The 19,527-nt window shown below is 38.3% G+C and carries 17 protein-coding genes and 1 other annotated feature; of the genes, 4 read left to right on the plus strand and 13 right to left on the minus strand.

Annotation, left to right across the window (positions count from 1 at the left end):
* Positions 1–22: 22 nt before the first annotated feature.
* A complete protein-coding gene (locus IGL13_RS11400) occupies positions 23–682 on the minus strand; it encodes an HAD family hydrolase (protein ID WP_002385286.1) in 660 nt (219 codons plus the stop codon).
* Positions 666–1,988 (minus strand): bifunctional folylpolyglutamate synthase/dihydrofolate synthase, encoded by a 1,323-nt coding sequence (locus tag IGL13_RS11405; RefSeq protein WP_002355117.1) that lies wholly within the window; start codon positions 1,986–1,988, stop codon positions 666–668. The genes IGL13_RS11400 and IGL13_RS11405 overlap by 17 nt, the downstream gene beginning before the upstream one ends.
* Positions 1,989–2,236: 248 nt before the next feature.
* Here IGL13_RS11405 and IGL13_RS11410 point away from each other — a divergent pair, with 248 nt between their 5' ends.
* Both IGL13_RS11410 and IGL13_RS11415 read left to right on the plus strand, forming a co-directional pair.
* A complete protein-coding gene (locus IGL13_RS11410; RefSeq protein WP_002401334.1) occupies positions 2,237–4,801 on the plus strand; it encodes a YfhO family protein in 2,565 nt (854 codons plus the stop codon).
* Positions 4,794–5,393: a TVP38/TMEM64 family protein gene (locus IGL13_RS11415; protein WP_002355114.1), complete on the plus strand. Its 600-nt coding sequence runs from the start codon at positions 4,794–4,796 to the stop codon at positions 5,391–5,393. The genes IGL13_RS11410 and IGL13_RS11415 overlap by 8 nt, the downstream gene beginning before the upstream one ends.
* Positions 5,394–5,439: 46 nt before the next feature.
* Here IGL13_RS11415 and IGL13_RS11420 read toward each other — a convergent pair whose 3' ends face one another.
* From IGL13_RS11420 to IGL13_RS11450, 7 genes are all read right to left on the minus strand, one after another.
* A complete protein-coding gene (locus IGL13_RS11420) occupies positions 5,440–8,082 on the minus strand; it encodes a valine--tRNA ligase (RefSeq protein WP_002378747.1) in 2,643 nt (880 codons plus the stop codon).
* Positions 8,083–8,184: 102 nt separating this feature from the next.
* Positions 8,185–8,424 (minus strand) — a binding site (T-box leader).
* A 49-nt stretch (positions 8,425–8,473) separates the two neighbouring features.
* Positions 8,474–8,962, minus strand: a complete 489-nt coding sequence (gene tpx, locus IGL13_RS11425; RefSeq protein WP_002361107.1) for a thiol peroxidase — start codon at positions 8,960–8,962, stop codon at positions 8,474–8,476.
* Between the two features lie 63 nt (positions 8,963–9,025).
* Positions 9,026–9,673, minus strand: coding sequence for a redox-sensing transcriptional repressor Rex (locus tag IGL13_RS11430; RefSeq protein WP_002365189.1), 648 nt, complete (start codon positions 9,671–9,673; stop codon positions 9,026–9,028).
* A 129-nt stretch (positions 9,674–9,802) separates the two neighbouring features.
* Complete coding sequence (gene thiI, locus IGL13_RS11435; protein WP_002371401.1) at positions 9,803–11,017, minus strand: tRNA uracil 4-sulfurtransferase ThiI; 1,215 nt, start codon at positions 11,015–11,017, stop codon at positions 9,803–9,805.
* A 159-nt stretch (positions 11,018–11,176) separates the two neighbouring features.
* Entirely contained in the window at positions 11,177–12,490 is a 1,314-nt protein-coding gene (locus IGL13_RS11440) for an NCS2 family permease (RefSeq protein ID WP_002355107.1), read from the minus strand.
* A 180-nt stretch (positions 12,491–12,670) separates the two neighbouring features.
* Complete coding sequence (locus IGL13_RS11445; RefSeq protein WP_002378748.1) at positions 12,671–13,408, minus strand: SDR family oxidoreductase; 738 nt, start codon at positions 13,406–13,408, stop codon at positions 12,671–12,673.
* Positions 13,408–13,989, minus strand: a complete 582-nt coding sequence (locus tag IGL13_RS11450; protein ID WP_002355105.1) for a DapH/DapD/GlmU-related protein — start codon at positions 13,987–13,989, stop codon at positions 13,408–13,410. The genes IGL13_RS11445 and IGL13_RS11450 overlap by 1 nt, the downstream gene beginning before the upstream one ends.
* 107 nt (positions 13,990–14,096) lie before the next feature.
* Between IGL13_RS11450 and IGL13_RS11455 the strand changes: the two genes are divergently transcribed.
* On the plus strand, positions 14,097–14,981 hold the full coding sequence (locus tag IGL13_RS11455) for a LysR family transcriptional regulator (RefSeq protein WP_002370030.1): 885 nt from the start codon (positions 14,097–14,099) through the stop codon (positions 14,979–14,981).
* 19 nt (positions 14,982–15,000) lie between these two features.
* On the opposite strand, the gene rbsU is transcribed toward IGL13_RS11455, so the two are convergent.
* From rbsU to rbsR, 4 genes are all read right to left on the minus strand, one after another.
* Positions 15,001–15,888: a ribose/proton symporter RbsU gene (gene rbsU, locus IGL13_RS11460; RefSeq protein WP_002359154.1), complete on the minus strand. Its 888-nt coding sequence runs from the start codon at positions 15,886–15,888 to the stop codon at positions 15,001–15,003.
* A gap of 20 nt (positions 15,889–15,908) precedes the next feature.
* Entirely contained in the window at positions 15,909–16,304 is a 396-nt protein-coding gene (gene rbsD / locus IGL13_RS11465) for a D-ribose pyranase (RefSeq protein WP_002359153.1), read from the minus strand.
* Positions 16,305–16,319: 15 nt separating this feature from the next.
* Positions 16,320–17,237 carry a ribokinase gene (rbsK, locus tag IGL13_RS11470; protein WP_002381157.1) on the minus strand — a complete coding sequence of 306 codons (918 nt, stop codon included), beginning with the start codon at positions 17,235–17,237 and terminating at the stop codon, positions 16,320–16,322.
* Positions 17,238–17,328: 91 nt separating this feature from the next.
* Positions 17,329–18,324 (minus strand): ribose utilization transcriptional repressor RbsR, encoded by a 996-nt coding sequence (gene rbsR, locus IGL13_RS11475; protein WP_002378749.1) that lies wholly within the window; start codon positions 18,322–18,324, stop codon positions 17,329–17,331.
* A 211-nt stretch (positions 18,325–18,535) separates the two neighbouring features.
* Between rbsR and IGL13_RS11480 the strand changes: the two genes are divergently transcribed.
* A complete protein-coding gene (locus IGL13_RS11480) occupies positions 18,536–19,510 on the plus strand; it encodes an alpha/beta hydrolase (RefSeq protein ID WP_002378750.1) in 975 nt (324 codons plus the stop codon).
* Positions 19,511–19,527 lie beyond the last annotated feature (17 nt).

Here is a 19,527-nt window from a genome sequence, read left to right on the forward strand (position 1 = left end):
ACGCAAAGGAGTGTTGTTTTTATTATTTTAAATAATGTGGCGCTTGATGTAAACTCTCCAAGACATGTAATGTTTTCTCTTGGATAACTTCAGTTGGTTGCAATAAATCAGGTACCATGATCACTGGAATGCCCGCACTATGAGCCGCACTTACCCCATGAAATGAGTCTTCGAAAATCAAGGTTTTCGGGGCTTCTGTTCCTAAAAGTTGACGAGCTTTTTGAAAAATTTCTGGGTCTGGTTTTGCTCGTTTAACGTCCTCTGCTGAAACAATTCCTACAAAACGATCCTGAATCCCAGCATGGCTTAATAACATTTCAATTGCTGGACGGACGTTACTTGAAGCAACCAATCGAGGAATTTTTTGATCATCTAAAAAGTCGAGAAATTCCACCACCCCTGGTTTTAAAGGGACGTTACCAGATCGAAACTCTTGCAAGGTATCATCATAAGAACGGCGGATAAATTCTTCCACTGTGTCGTGACCATAAGATGCATAAATACGTCGGTAATTCTCTTGTACTTCTTCATCGGAAATCCCAACATAGTCTAAATAGACTTCTTTACTATATGGTAACCCCATTGCATCTGCTACTTTTTGAGTAGATGTATAGTAAATCAACTCCGTATCAAAAAGCAACCCATCCATATCAAAAATTACGCCATCAAATTTCTTCATCATTTCCTCCTATAGTTAAAAGTAATTCTCTTACTTGAGAAACAAAATATAATGAACCTGTTACTAATAATAAATCATCTGTCGACATTTTTTCTAAAATTTCGCCTAAGCCAAATTGCCATAAAGACACAATTTCTGTTAAATCGTCTTCATATTTTTCCATTTCTGTAAGTGCAATAGCTTTAGGATAATCGAAGCTAGTTAAGTAAAGATGCGCATTCGGTACTTGCTTTAAGTCCTGAATCATCTCATCCACATCTTTAGTTGCTAAAGCTGAAAATAAAATATGAATCGTGTGTTGTGGAAACTCTTTGCGCAAGTTTTCAACTAAGCGTTTTACTGCATGATCATTGTGGGCACCATCTAAAACAATCAACGGTTCATCACTAAGACGTTCCATTCGAGCTGGCCATTGCGCTTTAGCCAACCCTTGAGTAATGTCTCGTTCTTTAAATGGCAAATGTTGTAGTTGGCAATACTTGTCAAATAATTGAATAGCTACCGCCGCATTTTCTACTTGGTGACGCCCCAACAAGGGAACTTTAATTTTTGTCAGTTTGCCCATTTCTCCATAGAAATTAAATACTTCCCCCCATTGTGTATCAGGATGTAGATATTCCACTTGATACTCTTTGCCAAAACGAAAAATTGGACTCTGTTTTTCTTGTGCGACTTTTTCAATGACTGCTAGCGCATCAGCACAAATGTTGCCTGTTACTACTGGGACTTTTTCTTTAATAATACCCGCTTTTTGATAGGCAATTTCAGCAATTGTTTCACCTAAAATTTCTGTGTGATCCTTCCCAATTGTCGTAATTCCCGTCAATAATGGCTTCACGACATTGGTGCTATCAAGTAATCCACCTAAGCCAACTTCAACAACGGCGATATCCACTTGTTCATTCACGAAATAGTCCAAGGCCATTCCTGTCAATGTTTCGAATTCTGTAATTCCAGCCACTTCAGTGATCTGGTCTAATTCTTTAATGATTGGTTGATACTTTTCCACATAGGTAATCAATTGTTCGTCTGAAATTGGTTGACCATTTATCGCAATTCTTTCATTAAATGATTCAATATAAGGAGAGGTAAAGGTTCCGACTTTCAAGCCCATTTCTTCTAATAGACAGCGTAAATATGTCACGGTTGAGCCTTTACCATTGGTTCCTGCGATATGAATCGTTGGCACTTTGTTTTCTGGATGATCAATTTTTTCTAATAACGCATTGATCCGATCCAAACCAGGTCTTGAACCAAAGGGTAACCGGCTATGAATCCATTCAATGGCTTCTTCTATTGTTAATTGCATCTTGTCCAACTCCTTGTCTTCTTCTACATTATAACTAAGTTAGGTGACTTTTTCACTAATAACCAATTGAAACTTTTTCTTGAAAACTTTTTGCATTTTTCATAATTTTGCGTTATTAGCGGATACATTAATGAACTTATGGTAAACTAACATTCTGGATGGTTCGTTCCAGCCAGCCAATTAAAAACTATTTTTAAAGCGTTCAACACGCTTATTCATGATTTTTTTATAAAGGTGGACTTATTTTGATGAAAAACAAATCGAAGCTTTTATGGTTAGGAAGTTTTTTCTTGCCGTTTTTACTTCTGTTGCTTGTATGGATGACATTACAACTTGCGCCTTTTGGTGACAACAACTTATTAGTTAGTGATTTAGGCACACAATACATGCCTTTCTTGAGTTTTTTAAAACGCTCTTTTCACGAGGGAATAACTACATTCTACTCTTTTTCCAATGAGATTGGTGAGTCGATTGTTCCTTTGGCAGCCTATTACTTACTGAGCCCTTTTAATGTGTTGGCTTTCTTTTTTCCTTATGAACAATTACCTATAGCAATTTTATGGATTATTACCTTAAAACTTGCCTTGATGGGCACGACGATGTTTAGCTATTTAAAATACACCTATCAAAAAGTTGATGGCACCACGTTACTTTTTTCAACGTCCTATAGTTTCTGTGGCTTTGTCACCGTCTATAGCCAAAACTTTATGTGGTTGGATGCACTGATTCTATTCCCGCTTATCTTATTGGGACTCCAACGTTTATGGGATCAACGCAAATGGGGCTTATACAGTATAACCCTGTTTTTAGCGATTGTGACGAATTACTACATGGGTTATATGATTTGTCTCTTTGCTGTATTTTACAGTATCTATTGGTTCTTTAAAAAGAATACCCAAGCCCATGCTATTCGGCAATTTTTTAAACAAAGTCCGTTATTCATCCTCGTTTCTTTTTTAACAGGAACTGCAACTAGCTTTTTATTATTACCTGCAGCAGAAGGGATGCTCTATACAAAAAAAGCAGATTTTGATGTCTCGACGTTCTTTTTAACGCCTAAGTTCAACACTTCGTTCTTCTCGCAATTAGGCTTAGGTTCTATTAATTATGAGTTGCGTTTAGACCATTTACCAACCGTTTTTGCTGGATTATTTGTGACACTCCTCTGTGTTGCCTATTTTCAAACGAAACAAATTGCGTTAAAAGAAAGAATAGCTTCAGCAATTCTTTTATTCATTCTCTTTTTAAGCTTTTGGTTAGAAGCCTTTAACACTGTGTGGCACATGTTTCAAAGCCCAGCTGGGTTCCCTTACCGAAATGTCTTTATCTTTAGCTTTTTATTGATTGTCTTTGCCTATGAAGTTTGGCTTAAAAAAGTGACCATTCCTTGGACCGCACCTATTATTTTTAGTCTGCTGTTAGTCATTGGCTACGGATCTTTGTATTATGGTCCACAAAAGAATCTCTTAATTTCGATCAATTATTTATGGCTAAGTTTACTTTTTATTTGGTTGATTTTCTTTTGCTTGCGTTTAGCACACAAAAAGGCCTTAAGAAACTATGTAGTCGTTGCTTTATTCTTACTGGTCAGCACAGAATTAACAACGAATTTCTGGATTTCTTTTAAACACATGCCCTTTGGTAGCCAAGCAACATTTGCCCAAGATTACCGAAAACACAGCCAATTAATCGATGAAAAAATGGCCTCAGCACCAGAACTTTATCGCATGAAACAAGTCATTCCTTCCAAAGAAACAGGGTTCCGTGAAATCAATAACGGCTACAATAATCCTTTACTTTATGGCTATGCTGGCGTTTCTAGCTATACTTCGACTTTAACTGCCACTACCCAAGACACATTAAGTGCGCTAGGTTTATATCGAAAAAATGATCGCCGGATTGCCTATGTGGATAATTCACAATTAACCAATTTACTTTTAAATGTGAAATATGACTTTTTACCAATTGAAAAACCTACGAGTGAAAAATTGCTAAAAACAGTTGGTTCCACGAAAATCATGGAAAATGATGAAGCGATCGGTATGGGCTTTTTGGCGCCAACCGCATTAACCAAGTTAAAATTAGCAAAAAATAATCCTTTAGATGCCCAAGAAGAACTCCTGCAAACGCTCGTGCCGACGGATAAACCTTACTTTAAAACAGCTTCGTTGATAAATGAACCTCATCATACCAACGAAACAATTGAAGCAACCTTTAAAGTGAATAGCACTGGTGACTTGCATCTTTATATTCCGAATTTAAAATGGAAAAAGGTTACACAATTGAAGGTAAACCAACAAGTTATCTCGACGCCGATTTATATTGCAACCAATCAACTGTTCAATTTAGGGCATTTTGAAAAAGGAACTACCGTGACCCTGTCACTAACTGCTGAACAAGTGGTTGATTTAACCAATTGGCAACTTCAAACTTTAGACCAAACAGCCTTTAATCGTGCGGTTGACAAATTACGCCAACAAGCTCTTCACGTGAATGCAACTAAAAAAGGCCATTTAAATGGCGCACTGAATGTACCTGGAAATGACACTCAGTTACTGTATACGTCCATTCCTTATGACCAAGATTGGCAAGTCAAATCGTCGCTACAAAAAGAACCCTTAAAAACACAACGCATTCTAGGTGGCTTTTTAGCTGTTGAAGTCCCAGCTGGCAAACAGCAGTTAACCTTTGCCTATCATCCAAGAATGATTTATCTCGGTACTGCCGTCAGCGGAACGGTTTTACTGGGAACGGCTGGTTATCTTGGCTTTAAAAAATACCGTCGAAAACGTCAGGAGGCCACTCATGACTAATCAGAAAAAATTTTTAAATGGACTCATTCGGTGGTTACCCCTAGTTGGACTGGTGCTTTTCTTCGGCTTAATTTTATGGGGATATTCCAGAGGAATTTTTCATTCTGTTGCTTCCTTGCAAGCTTTTATTAAACAGTTTGGTAACTATGCGGTTCTGTGTTTCATTCTTTTACAAATCGTCCAAGTGATTATCCCTATTCTACCTGGAGGAATCTCTTCTGTTGCAGGAATGTTGATGTTTGGCAATTTGCAAGGACTTTTGTATAGCTATCTTGGATTGATTATTGGTGAGTTTATTGGCTTTTTACTGGTTCGTTACTATGGACGTAGCTTTGTAAAAATAATCCTTTCACCCAATAAATACAAAAAATTTGAAGAGATTTTAGACAAAAATGAACACAATGTCAAAAAGCTCTTAATCTTTACTATGTTAGTCCCCTTCGCTCCAGATGATATTGTTTGTTTAGTGGCGGGAATTACAGATATTTCTTTAAAAGAATTCATGAAAATTGTTCTTTTATTGAAATTCTGGTCTGTGGCTACTTACAGCTACTTAATGTTGTATTTGTTTCAATTATTTGGCAAATTATAACAAAAAGACAACAAAACCAACGTTTGGTTTTGTTGTCTTTTCTTTTTTAGATTGAACGTAATTGGGCAATCCGTTCTTTGACAGCCTCTTGTTTTTCAAGGTAGTCTTTTTCTTTTGCACGTTCTGCTTCCACGACCTCATCTGGTGCATTTGACACAAAACGTTCATTTGAAAGTTTGCCTTGCACACGTTTGACTTCTTTTGTCCATTTGTCTAATTCTTTTTCTAAGCGAGCAATTTCTTCCTCGATATTAATCAACCCAGCTAATGGTAGGAATAGTTCTGCGCCTGTTAATACAGCGGACATGGCTAATTCTGGCGCTTCTATTTCACGACTGATGACTAATTCCTCTGGGTTACAGAAGCGTTCCAAGTAGCTAGTATTAGCTGTTAAAAATTCTTCTACTTCTGTATCGTTTGTTTTAATTAACAAAGTAATTGGTTTAGAAAGTGGTGTATTCACTTCTGCTCGAATATTCCGAACCGAACGAATAACTTCTTTCAGAACTTCCATTCCTCGAGCTGCTGCTTCATCGTTAAATTCTTCATGAACAACTGGGTACTCTGCCACAACCAATGACTCACCTTGATGCGGAATTTTTTCCCAAATTTCTTCTGTTACAAACGGCATAATTGGATGCAATAAGCGTAAGATTTGATCCAATGTGTACACCAAGATGCTCCGTGTTGTTTGTTTAGCTGCTTCATTGTCTCCGTAAAGAATTTCTTTACTCATTTCAATATACCAATCACAGAAATCATCCCAGATGAAGTTGTATAATTGGCGACCTGCTTCACCGAATTCAAAGCGATCAAATAATTCTGTCACACGGGCGACTGTTTCGTTTAAGCGCGTTAAAATCCAACGATCAGCGACAGTCTTTTCACCACTAAAGTCAATATCTGCAGCAGTCATACCTTCTACATTCATGATAACGAAGCGACTTGCATTCCAGATCTTATTGATAAAGTTCCAAGAAGCATCCATTTTTTCATAACTAAAACGAACATCTTGACCAGGTGCTGAACCATTTGATAAGAACCAACGTAACGCATCTGCGCCATATTTTTCGATGACATCCATTGGATCAATCCCATTCCCCAATGATTTACTCATTTTGCGTCCTTGCTCATCACGAATTAAGCCGTGAATTAAGACATTTTGGAAGGGACGTTCGCCTGTAAACTCTAAGCTTTGGAAAATCATACGACTTACCCAAAAGGCAATAATATCATAGCCAGTAACTAATGTGCTTGTTGGGAAGTAACGTTGATAATCTTCGCTTGCTTCATCTGGCCAACCCATCGTTGAAAATGGCCATAAAGCAGAACTAAACCATGTATCTAAGACGTCACTATCTTGAACCCAATTTTCACTGTCGGCTGGCGCTTCCATCCCAACATACATCTCGCCCGTTTCTTTGTGATACCAAGCAGGAATTTGGTGGCCCCACCATAATTGTCGCGAAATAACCCAGTCATGTACATTTTCCATCCAACGTAAAAATGTTTGATTGAAGCGTGGTGGATAAAATTCAACAGCGTCTTCTGTTTCTTGATTTTTCATTGCTTTTTCAGCTAATGGTCCCATTTTTACAAACCATTGGGTCGATAAACGTGGTTCCACGACAACGCCTGTTCGTTCTGAATGGCCCACGCTGTGATTCATTGTTTCGATCTTAATTAAGCGACCTAATTCTTTCAAGTCAGAGACAATCGCTTTACGTGCAGCAAAACGATCCATTCCTTCGTATTTTCCAGCCAGTTCATTCATCGTGCCGTCTTCGTTCATAACATTTACTCGAGGTAAGTCATGACGATTACCGACTTCAAAGTCATTTGGATCATGGGCAGGTGTGATTTTTACAACCCCTGTTCCAAATTCCATATCTACATAGTCATCTGCAATAATTGGAATTTCTTTATCTACTAATGGCAAGACAACTGTCTTACCAATAAGTTCCTGATACCGTTCATCTTCTGGATGGACCGCAATCGCCGTATCTCCCAACATTGTTTCAGGACGCGTTGTCGCAATTTCAACAACGCCAGAACCATCTGATAATGGGTAGCTCATGTGGTAAAAAGCTCCTTCAATATCTTTATGGATTACTTCAATATCAGACAATGCTGTTTTCGCTTTTGGATCCCAGTTAATGATATATTCACCACGGTAAATCAAATCTTTCTCGTAAAGAGAGACAAACACTTTACGAACGGCCTCAGATAGCCCTTCATCTAAAGTAAAACGTTCACGGCTGTAATCTAAAGAAAGGCCCATTTTTGCCCACTGTTCACGAATGTGAGAAGCATATTCTTCTTTCCATTCCCACACTTGATCAACAAATTTTTCACGACCTAAGTCGTAACGTGAAATTCCTTGTTGTGCTAGTTTCTCTTCTACTTTTGCTTGCGTAGCAATTCCAGCATGGTCCATTCCTGGCAGCCATAACGTATCAAAGCCTTGCATTCTTTTTTGGCGGATAATCATATCTTGTAATGTTGTATCCCAAGCATGCCCTAAGTGTAGTTTCCCTGTTACATTGGGTGGTGGAATAACAATTGAATAGGGCTTCGCTTTTTTGTCGCCACTTGGTTTAAATAAATCTTGATCTAGCCATTTTTGATAACGGCCAGCTTCGATTTCTGTCGGTTGATATTTCGTTGGTAAGTTTTTTTCTTCTGACATTTTTTCCCCTTCTTTCTTAAAATACGCGATTTGGAGCGGTAATTATTTTACAAATGAGTTTTTTTGGCTAAACACTAAAATACGCCCTAAAATACTTTCGTATTTTAGGGCGTAGATTCATCTTATTTACGCGGTACCACCTAAATTGCATTTGAATTGAATTCATTCAAATGCCACTCATTCGTGAGATAACGTTCACGAAACGAATCGTTCTACTAACGTACTGTGTTCAAACCATTGACTCACAAGCTACCTTCTCACTGGTTGTGTAAAAGTCTTGCACCTGAACGACTTTTTCTCTAAAACGACGCCAATGATACTCCTCTTGTTCGCTGTCTTTGCTTCATTCTACAATGAAGCCCAAGCAAAGTCAATTTGTAATCTAGAGGGATTACACTTTTTTTGCAGCTTCTAACGCTTGTTGATAATCGGGTTCCGACGAAACTTCTGAGACGATTTCTTCATAAACTAACGTTCCTTCTGGGTCAATCACAAAAATAGCACGTGCTAAACGGCCCATTTCTGGAATATACAAACCATAAGCTGCACCAAATGAGTCTTCAGTATCATGAAGCATTTCCATTTCGACACCCTCAGCGGCACACCAATTTGCTTGTTCTTCAACTGTGTTATTGGAAACCGTGATAATCTGAACACCGTCTAATTTCGCCGCTTCTTGATTGAAACGTTTCGTTTGCAGTGAACAAACACGTGTGTCGATATCAGGAACCACACTAATTAAAACCGTTTTACCTTTATAATCTGCCAAGTTGATTTCTTGGTTGTTTAAATTTTTCAAAGAAAAGACGGGGGCTTTTGTGCCAACTTTAGGCTGTTCACCTGTCAATTCTAATACGTGCCCTTTTCTTGTAACATTCATTCTGAAATCCTCCTTTTCCACTTTCAATAATAAGTATAGTAGAGGATTTTTATGAAGACAATTTTATTGCTTTGGGCTATTTGCTAGTGAAAAAGTTTCATTAAAATAAATCAGTGTTTGCAGTTCCGTTGTTAAATCAATATACTGCACACTAACGTTGGCTGGCACACTGACACGGTCTGGCGCAAAATTTAAAATCGCAGTCACACCCGCTTGAACAATTTTGTCGATGGCTTTTTGGGCATGGTGACTTGGTACTGTAGAAATGGCTACCGTGACCCCTTCTTGTCGAACGAATGCTTCTAACTCAGACATATCATGAACTAATAATCCATTAATCGTGGTGCCGACTAAAGCCGAATCATTATCAAAAGCACAGACAATATTCAAATTCTCGTTGCGTCTAAAATTATTTTTTAATAATGCCTTGCCTAAATTGCCACAACCAATCAGAGCAATTCTTTTTTCTTCTTGCGTATTTAAAATATTACTAAATACCTCAATTAAATACGGCACATCGTAACCATAACCGCTTCGGCCCAGTTCACCAACGTGGGAAAAATCACGCCGAATCGTTGCAGAAGGAATCTGGATCATTTCACTAAACTCTCGTGATTTAATGCGTTTAACACCAGAATCCCCTAACATTTTTAAATAACGTAAATAAACCGGCAAACGTTTTGCCGTTGCTTTAGGCATTTTTTTCTCCATCCTCTGTCCTCCTTGTTACCTACTTCACATATTCAGTTTATCACGGTTCCCCTCTCCGAGCAACTTGTTTGTGAAATAAGTACAAAATAAATACAGTGACGTCTAAGCGACCGTCACTGTATTTATTTCTTATAGGAAATCTGCAAATTCGTCTTCTTGTTTATCTTTCGCTGTTTCTGCTGAAATCTCTGTAATTTTGAGTCCTTCTAAGGCCCGAGCCATTAAACCTTCTAAGTCTAAGCGCGCTTCATAATCTTGCGCTTTATCCAAGCGAGGTCGTGTTTTCGGTTGCGGTGGCGCAAAAATTGTACAACAATCTTCGAAGGGTTGGATGGCTAATTCAAACGTGTCAATTTTTTCGGCAATTTCGATAATTTCTGTCTTATCCATTGAAACAACGGGTCGAATTATCGGTGTTGAGGTAACCTCATTAATTGCTACCATACTTTGAAGTGTTTGCGAAGCCACTTGTCCTAACGATTCACCATTAATAATGACTAAACCTTTCCGCATTTCACGAATTGCATCTGTTAAGCGTAACATTAAACGTCGTGTAATGGTCATTAAGTAGCCTTGGGGAACAACTCGTTTTATTTCTTCTTGAATTTCTGTAAAGGGCACTTCAATAAATTGAATAGTTCCTACATAAGGGACTAATTTTCCAGCTAAATCTTTAGCCTTTTGTAACGCTTGTTCACTTGTATAAGGCGGACTAGCAAAATGGACAGCTTCTACTTCCACGCCACGTTTCATAGCTAAATAACCAGCAACTGGTGAATCAATGCCTCCTGACAACATCAACATGCCACGACCACTGGTGCCCACTGGCAATCCACCCGCACCGCGAATCGTTTCATAAGATAAATACGCCGCATCTTTACGAATTTCAATTCTTAAGTTGATATCAGGCTTTTTCATTTGTACTTGAATTTCCGGAATGGCTTCAATAACAGCCCCACCTAATTCTTGATTCAAGCCATTTGAATCAAGTTCAAATGAATGGTCCGAACGTTTAGCAGTAATTTTAAACGTCTTACCTGGCGTATAAACTTCCCGAACAACCTCTTGAACCATTGCACGAATCGCTGGCATTTCTTTTTCAATACGAATACTTGGCGAAAAATTTTGAATTCCAAACACTTTACTTAGTTTTGGAATCACTTCTTCACTATCTTCCCCATTTAATAAAATATGCATTCTGTCTCGATCTGCATGGATTTTCAATGCTGGAAAATCAGCTAACGCACGTTTCACATTTTGTGCTAACTGCATGATAAACGTTTTACGATTTTTTCCTTTAGTTGATAATTCGCCATAGCGAACCATAATTTCTGTATACTTCACTCAATTAATTCCTCTCTGTTCCTGTATCTTCACAGGTCAATGTCTTTGCAAATTATACATCAAATAAGGGGCGTTTTTCTAGTGCTTAGTCGAAAAAAAATAGTTGATTCATAAGTTCATTGTCTTATGAATCAACTATTTGATAACTTTCTCTCTTGCTTATTGCGCATTCAGGATCCACATGAATCCGACAAAAACAAAGAACAAGCCATACATAATTGGCGAAACTTCTTTCCCACGTTTTGCCGCAATCATTGTAATTGGATAGAAGATAAAGCCTAAGGCAATCCCATCTGAAATGCTGTATGTCAATGGCATTCCTAACAAGATTAAGAAGGAAGGAATCGCAATTTCCATCTCGTTCCATTTAATTTTGCTTAAGGATTGTGCCATCAAAACACCAACAATAATCAACGCTGGTGCTGTAACTTGCGAAGTGACAACTGCTAACAAAGGAGAAAATAGCAAACTGAAAATAAATAAAATCCCGGTTGTAATAGCTGTGATTCCTGAACGACCACCCACAGCAATCCCCGCAGATGATTCGACATATGCGCCAACTGGCGATGTCCCTAATAGAGAACCAGCTAACATCGCTGTTGAATCAGCGGCTAAAGCTTTCCCCACACGCGGCATTTTATTGTCCTTCATAAAACCTGCTTGATTGGCTAAGCCCACCAACGTACCAGCCGTATCAAAGAATGTTACTAATAGGAACGTTAAAACCACGACCCACATTTGAATCGTATTGATATCTTTCACATGTCCTAACGCCACTAAAAATGTTGGTTCTAAACTTGGCGCGCTTGAAATAATCTTATCAGGCATTGGAATAACGCCTGTCGCTAAACCAACAATCGTTGAAATCGCCATCCCAATAAAAATACCACCCGGTACTCGACGAACTAACAAAATTGCAGTTACGACTAAGCCGACAATGGTAACCCACGTTGAACCAACATTCAAAGGTCCTAAGCCAACGAGTGTCGCATCATTAGCCACAATTAAGCCACCTTGGCTTAAACCAAGAAAAGCAATAAACAACCCGATCCCACCTGAAATGGCAAATTTCAAGTCTGCAGGAATTGCATCAATAATTAGCTCGCGTAATTTAAAAATTGTAATTAAAATAAATATCAATGAAGCCACAAAAACGCCTGCTAATGTCGTTTGCCAAGGAATCCCCATACCAACAGAGACTGAATAAGCAAAGAATGCATTAATTCCTAAAGCTGGTGCTGTCGCAATCGGATATTTCGCCAACACACCCATTAAAATACAACCTAAGGCACTCGCTAAAGCGGTGGCAGTAAAAACAGCGCCTTCGTCCATGCCAGAAGCACCAAGTACGGTTGGATTAACGAACAAAATATACGCCATTGAGATAAATGTGGTGAAACCAGCTAACATTTCTCGTTTCATATTCGTATTCAATTGTTCAAGTTCAAAATATGAACTTATTTTTTCTTTCATGTTCCGTCCTCCTAAAATCTAAACATTTTACAATGTTCGTAAAATATTCAATTTATTAATGAAACAACGTGTTTAATCATATAATAAACCAACAAATAAGTAAATATCAAATTCTAAATTCTGTAAAAAACGAACAATCACGATTAAAAAAAGTATTCCTTTCTAGGAATACTTTTTAAATTAAATCGTTTGTGTGGTCGGGCGAACAACCATTTCACTGATTGACATACGATCTGGCGTGTCTATGGCAAAGACCACTGCTTGCGCAATGTCTTCCGCCTTTAAGCCCCAACTTAACTGTTCTAGATGTAACGTTTCAGCTACTACTCGATTAGAAATTGTTTGATAAAGTTCTGTTTGTACAGCACCTGGTGAAATAATCGTTGATTTAATGTTATTCTCTCTTTGTTCTTGTCGCAATCCTTCCATAATTGCTCGAACAGCAAACTTTGTTCCACAGTAGACAGCCGAATCTGGATAAACGACATGTCCTGCCACAGAATCAGTAGCAATAATCTGCCCTGATTTTTGTTCAACCATAATTGGAAGAACTGCCGCAATGCCATTTAAAACACCCATAATATTAATATCTAGCATTTGACGCCATTCTCCTTTTGGTGCTTCAATAAGAGGCGCCGTTGGCATAACTCCTGCATTGTTAAAAAGAACATCAATTCGTCCATATTTTTCCATTGTAAGCTTGATTACATGCTGAACTTCCTCTTCTTTCGTTACATCTGCTTGTTGCACGAGAATCGTTGCTTCAGGAAGTTCTTTTTTTATAGCAATTAAACGTTCTTGTCGACGTGCTGCAATGACTAACTTCGCTCCTTTTCTGGCAAGTAAACGGGCTGTTGCCTCACCGATGCCACTGGAAGCGCCCATGATAACAATAACTTTTTCTGATAATGATTTCATTATATTTCCTCCTTATCTTCCTGAATCCAACGAATAATTTTAGCTGGTGTTCCTGCAACAATAGCGTTAGCTGGCACATCTTTAGTTACAGTCGCATTAGCTGCTACGATAGCATTTTCACCAATCGTAATACCTGGTAAAACAGTGACACCCGCGCCTAACCACGCAAATTTTTTAATGGTAATTGGTGCTAGCAATACACCTCGCCGTTTCATTGGCAGTTCCGGATGATTGACACTTAAGAGATTAACGCGCGGACCAATTAAAACATTGTCTTCAATTATAATGCCCCCTAAATCAACAAACATAGCTGCCCGATTAATAAAAATATTTTTACCAAAATGTATATTGCGTCCAAAATCTGTATAAAAAGGCAATAAAATCGTAACGGTTTCGTCAATTTTGTCTTGGATAATCGTGGCAAGAAGATTCCTTACTTCATTATGTGTATAGGCTTGTTGATTTAATTCTATTAAATAGCGACTATTTTCCTCTTGAATCTGATGAATAAGTTGAAATAGTGGTTCATCTTTATCAATGCTCCCTGTTGCAATTAGTTCTTGGAGATTTTTTGTAAGCATTCCTAATCGCCTCCTTTTGCTAAATTTATCGTAATACGTGACAACTCCTCTGTCTAATACTTATAATAAATAGATAAGTATGCGTTTTAGTTATAGGAGGGAAAGTAATGGAATTACGAGTGATTCACTATTTCTTAGCAGTGGTCCAAGAAAAAACGATTAGTGGCGCAGCCAAACAATTGCATGTATCACAACCAACGTTATCTAAGCAATTAAAAGAATTAGAGGAAGAATTAGGCGTGACATTATTTATACGAGGAAATCGACAAATACAACTAACACCTGAAGGAGAATATTTAGCTAAACAAGGGCAAGATATTTTAAGCTTAGCGAATAAAACAGTCACCAACTTGTCGCAAAATGAATTCATTAATGGCGAAATCACGATTGGTGGTGGCGAAACAAAAGCTATGTCTTTTTTAGCGAATGCACTACAACAAATAACAAGCCAGCACTCAGCTGATATTCACCTTCATTTATACAGTGGGAATGCAGATGATGTAATAGAACGGCTAGACAAAGGATTATTAGATTTTGGTTTAATTATTGAGCCTGCACCTAAACAAAAATATAGCTATTTAACATTACCAGTTGTAGATACATGGGGCTTAATTACTGTAAAGGACCATCCCTTAGCCACTAAAAATGTTATTACTGCAGCCGATTTAAAAGAAGAACCTTTATTTATTTCTCGACAAGCACAAGTTCCGAGCCAACTCTCTGATTGGCTCGAAGCAAGTCTAGATCAGTTCCGAATCGTTGGGACCTACAACTTACTTTACAACGCTTCACTGATGGTAGAAGCTGGTCTAGGTAGCGCCCTAAGCATTGATGGTATTCTAGAAACAAAGCAAACAAATTTACGTTTTATCCCGCTATATCCTGCTTTAACAGCCAAAATTAGTTTAATTTGGCGCAAAAATACGGTTCTTTCCACAGCTGCTGCATTATTTTTAGAACAAATAAAAAAAAGTATTCAACGCCCTGAATAATAGGTCGTTGAATACTTTTTTAAATCATCACTGTGATCGTAGCTGCTGCCAAAATCAAAACTAAGCCGATAATCGTTACGGTCATTTCCTTGGCTGTTTTCTTTTGACCTAAGAACCAAATACCTGTCAACGTTGCAAGCACAACTGATGTTTGGGATAGAATAAAGCCAGTTGCCAAGCCGTTCATATCTGGCTGCGCTGAAATTAAATAAGTTAACGCTGCAAAGGCGAAGAAAAAGCCTGAAAAAATTTGTTTGTAAGAAACAGCTTCTATAAATGGTGATGTTTCCCCACCCTTAATAGTGACAACTGCTGAGTAAATAACTGCCACAATTACCATGCCTATTGCTTGTGGTAAAAAGGCATGCATGCCATCAATTGCCGTCGCTTGGGGTGCTGCAGAGTACGCCCAATAGCCGATTTCACCAACGGCTAATAGAAGAACTGCTTTTTTCATAATCCCAGCACTCTCAGCGGACTCCGTTTCCGACCAGACCGTCATTTTGGCACCAATCATGATTAACACTAAGGCAAATGCGCCTAACAATTTGGCTGTCGCACCTGGCCAGTTTCCTAAGAAAAAGACACCCCAGAGAGAAGCACCTAAAAGTTGGAACGCGGTCGTTACTGGCATGGCACGTGATGAACCAATCATCGTGAAGCATTTAAACGTAATGATTTGCGCACAGGCCCAACCGACACCAGATAAAATTGAAAAGAATAAATCCATGCCCGTTGGAAAAGCTAAACCATTAATCATTGAAAAAATAGCGGCAAAAATTAATGTTCCTAAACTGGTACCAAGAATTTGATTCACTGGACGACCACCAATTTTGGAAGCGATTGTCGGGAAAAGCCCCCAACCTAGAAGCGGTCCTAAACCGATTAATAATGCAGTCGCATTCATCTCTATTTCCCCTCTCTCGTTTAAAAGACAACGTTACTTTCTAATAAAATATTTGCGTAAGGAGTCATTTCCCCTGTCCGAATAAATGCATGGCAGTTGTTTAATTCTTGTTTCATTTCTGTATGAGGAATAAAACTGATGGGAGTTTCTGGTAAACGAGTTTCAATTGCTGCCAACATGTCAGGATTTTCTGTTTTAATTTCTTCTGCTAAATAAATTCGTTGAACTGCCAATTCCTCAAGGACATTGTTTAAAACTTCCATAAAACTAGGGACGCCATTGGTAACTGCTAAATCAATTTTTTCTGTAGTCCGAGGCACTGGCATGCCTGCATCACCAATACTTAATTTATCAAAATGACCCATTTGTGCGATAACGCGGGAAATATCTGAATTAATAACTTTTGTTTTTTTCATGTCGCTCGCTCCTTTTTATTTGTCTGCCAATTCGTGTTGATAAGGAATCGAAGGTTGGGCTCCAAAACGTTGAACAGTCAACGAGGACGCCTTGTTTCCATAGCGAATAGCTTCTTCCAAATTGCTAAAATCTTTTTCTAATATACTACTTAATGCGCCAATAAAAGTATCGCCAGCAGCCGTTGTATCAACCGCTTTCACTTTAAAAGCAGGCACAATACCACTTCGTCCATTGACGTCATAAAAGGCGCCTTTACTACCTACTGTAATAATTACTGCTTCAATCCCTAATTGATGAAGTGCTTCTGCGGCTTTACGCATACTCGCTTCATCTGTGATTTTAATGCCTGTTAAAATTTCAGTTTCTGTTTCATTTGGTACAATCATATCTGTCACGTTTAGTAATTCTTCAGGAACTTGCTCTAACGCAGGTGCGGGATTTAAAATCGTTTTGACACCTGCTTTTTTAGCAATTTTAAACGCTGCAATCGTACTATCAATCGCACTTTCAAATTGGGCAATCACAAAATCACTTTTTTCAATAATTTCTTGATGTTCCTGTACTTGTTTTGGCGTAAAGGCGTTATTGGCTCCCGCGTAAATCATAATGCTATTTTCACCAGCGTTATCTACCATAATAAAGGCTTGGCCAGTAGCTGTTTTCTCTAAAGTGGTGACCCCAGTTAAATTAATTTCATCTTGACTCATTAAATCAGTCATCATAGCTCCAGCGCCATCATTTCCCACAGCACCAATAAAATATGTTTCTGCGCCTGAACGTTTCGCTGCAACTGCTTGGTTTGCTCCTTTACCACCACCTGCTGTAAAATGTTCAATGGCGTGAATTGTTTCGCCTGGTTTTGGCATTTCTTTGACTCTTAATGTTGTGTCTAAATTGATACTTCCGATAATTGTAACCGCGTTCATTTTCATCCACCTCAATAAAATTTATTTTTTCATTCTAATTAAAACGTTTTAGTAAAACGTTTTAATTCCACAACAAAAATATAGCACACCTTGAAAGCTATTTCAAGGGTGCTGTCGAAAATCGTTCAATCAGTTGGACCGGCAAGGTTTGCTCCTCCCAATCTTTTGCAGGCTGATGGATTCTTTCCAATAATAAAGTCGCCGTAGTTTGCCCCAATTGAAAAACAGGTTGAGCAATTGTTGTTAGCGGCGGCGAAACATACTCGCACATATCAACATTGTCATAACCAATAATACTATAATCCTCAGGAATTTTTTTGCCCGCTTCTGCTAATCCTCGATATAAACCAAAAGCAATTTCATCATTGATAGCAAAAATTCCGGTGCTCTCTGTTTTTAAAATTTCGGGGACAGCTTGGTAGCCGCCAGTTTTTGATAATTCTGTTTCGATCAACTGGACCTTTTCCGTATAAACAGAACAAAAACCTTTTAACCGTTGCTGAATATTGACTGGCGCATGTGGTGGCATTACCACGCTGACCTGTTCATGTCGTTGCTCTTGTAAATGTTTTGCTGCTAGTTGCCCACCTCTATAATCGTCTGTCAAAACAGCGTCGCTAAAGCCTTCTGCTTTTTTTTGGTCAAGTACAATAAACGGAATCTTTTTCGCACGTAACGTTTCATTAATCGTTTGATTGGAAATTTCAGAACTTGCAATCACAAAACCATCGACACTGCGACGAATCAACTCTGTTAAATATTCATGTTCTCTTGTAACATCTTGTTCTGCATTGCATAACATCAGTATAAAATTTTCTTTGTATAAAACACTTTCAATTCCTCGAATCAATTGCGCGAAAAATGGATTAGTAATATCAGGTACGATTACGCCAATCGTCTTACTTTTTTTCATCACCATACGTTGCGCAAAATAGTCGGGCTGATAGTTTAATCGCTCTTTTGCAGCCAATACTTTTTCGACCGTTTTCCCACTAAACCGTGCCCCATTCCCGTTTAAAATTTGTGAAACGGTAGTAATGGAGACACCTGAGTCATTGGCAACATCTTTAATTGTAACCTTTTTATTTGTCATCCTACTTCTCTCCTTGCCGTGAACGCGCCCATTCACCGGACCTCTTAATCTCATTTAATTTACTACAATCATTTACTTTACGCAACCACAAATAAATACGTCCATTCGTTTAAACCGTCCTTTCATCCCTTCAACAAATTTCGTTGTTCTACTTTTAAAATGTTATACTGTAGAAAAAATGATTTACTTTTTGCTGAATGGAGGGCCTTAATTGAAAAAGAAATCGATTGGTTTGTTGTTAGCTAGCGCATATTTGTTTCACGCACGTTCTCGTCAAAAATCCTTAAAAGCCTGTCTTTTTGAAGATTCTTTACGTCTTTCCCAAATTGCTCGCCTTGAACGAAATCCGAAAGTCACCAAGGCTTTTTATCATTGGCAACGATCATTAAATGAACAAGTAACTTTGCCAAAACATTTACGTCATCTTTTTCCTCTTCAAGAAACGACTCAATTTCCTACGATGTATCGCATGTCAAACTCCGTTATTGCGCCTACCAAGAAAGCTGTACTGTACCTGCATGGTGGGGGCTTTACATTGAATCTCGCCTATAGCCAATTAGACTTTAGTTATAAACTAATTGAAGATCTCTCTTTTGCAACAGATTATTTTATCCCTGTATATCCATTAGCACCAAATAAGTCTTTTGCTGATATTTATAATCATTGCTATGCTGCTTACCAAGAAATTTTACAGCATTATGATCCCGAAGATGTTATTTTATTAGGTGATTCTGCTGGTGGTACATTGGTTTTAAACGTATTGCAGAATTTAGCCATCGATTTTCCTGAACGCTTACCCAAAGCTGCTGTTTTAATTTCTCCTTGGTTAGATGGACATTTAGACATTCCTGTTGCCAAAAGTTATCAAAAAAAGGACAAAATGATTGGCATGAACTATTTACAATTAATTGCCCAAGAGATTGACGACACGGCCAATCACTCCACGCTTTCTTTAAATTGCTTGTCCTTTGATTATCAAAAATTTCCGCCACTTTTTTTCGTGGGCGGCACACATGAAGTTTTTTGCCCTTCCTATCACCAATTTTTAAAACAATTAGGGCCACGACCACAAGATACTTGCCGATTGGTGCCTGGCATGCAACACGTTTTCGCAATGAAACAGTACTTGCCAGAAGGACAACAAGCGCGGAAACAAATTGCACAATTTATCCAAGAACAATGGTAAAAGGCAAATGGGACAGA

The organism is Enterococcus sp. DIV1937, assembly GCF_050535975.1.
Classification (GTDB): Bacteria; Bacillota; Bacilli; order Lactobacillales; family Enterococcaceae; genus Enterococcus; species Enterococcus faecalis.

What these genes read in the sequence shown, in the direction of transcription:
- tpx (WP_002361107.1), bottom strand. Translation starts at nt 8,962, where the DNA reads ATGAATGTTACAAGAAAAGGGCACGTATTAGAATTGACAGGTGAACAG.
- IGL13_RS11440 (WP_002355107.1), bottom strand. Translation starts at nt 12,490, where the DNA reads ATGAAAGAAAAAATAAGTTCATATTTTGAACTTGAACAATTGAATACG.
- IGL13_RS11420 (WP_002378747.1), bottom strand. Translation starts at nt 8,082, where the DNA reads ATGTCAGAAGAAAAAAACTTACCAACGAAATATCAACCGACAGAAATC.
- IGL13_RS11410 (WP_002401334.1), top strand. Translation starts at nt 2,237, where the DNA reads ATGAAAAACAAATCGAAGCTTTTATGGTTAGGAAGTTTTTTCTTGCCG.
- IGL13_RS11400 (WP_002385286.1), bottom strand. Translation starts at nt 682, where the DNA reads ATGATGAAGAAATTTGATGGCGTAATTTTTGATATGGATGGGTTGCTT.
- IGL13_RS11455 (WP_002370030.1), top strand. Translation starts at nt 14,097, where the DNA reads ATGGAATTACGAGTGATTCACTATTTCTTAGCAGTGGTCCAAGAAAAA.
- rbsU (WP_002359154.1), bottom strand. Translation starts at nt 15,888, where the DNA reads ATGAATGCGACTGCATTATTAATCGGTTTAGGACCGCTTCTAGGTTGG.
- rbsR (WP_002378749.1), bottom strand. Translation starts at nt 18,324, where the DNA reads ATGACAAATAAAAAGGTTACAATTAAAGATGTTGCCAATGACTCAGGT.
- IGL13_RS11445 (WP_002378748.1), bottom strand. Translation starts at nt 13,408, where the DNA reads ATGAAATCATTATCAGAAAAAGTTATTGTTATCATGGGCGCTTCCAGT.
- IGL13_RS11450 (WP_002355105.1), bottom strand. Translation starts at nt 13,989, where the DNA reads ATGCTTACAAAAAATCTCCAAGAACTAATTGCAACAGGGAGCATTGAT.
- IGL13_RS11405 (WP_002355117.1), bottom strand. Translation starts at nt 1,988, where the DNA reads ATGCAATTAACAATAGAAGAAGCCATTGAATGGATTCATAGCCGGTTA.
- IGL13_RS11430 (WP_002365189.1), bottom strand. Translation starts at nt 9,673, where the DNA reads ATGGAGAAAAAAATGCCTAAAGCAACGGCAAAACGTTTGCCGGTTTAT.
- rbsD (WP_002359153.1), bottom strand. Translation starts at nt 16,304, where the DNA reads ATGAAAAAAACAAAAGTTATTAATTCAGATATTTCCCGCGTTATCGCA.
- rbsK (WP_002381157.1), bottom strand. Translation starts at nt 17,237, where the DNA reads ATGAAAATGAACGCGGTTACAATTATCGGAAGTATCAATTTAGACACA.
- IGL13_RS11415 (WP_002355114.1), top strand. Translation starts at nt 4,794, where the DNA reads ATGACTAATCAGAAAAAATTTTTAAATGGACTCATTCGGTGGTTACCC.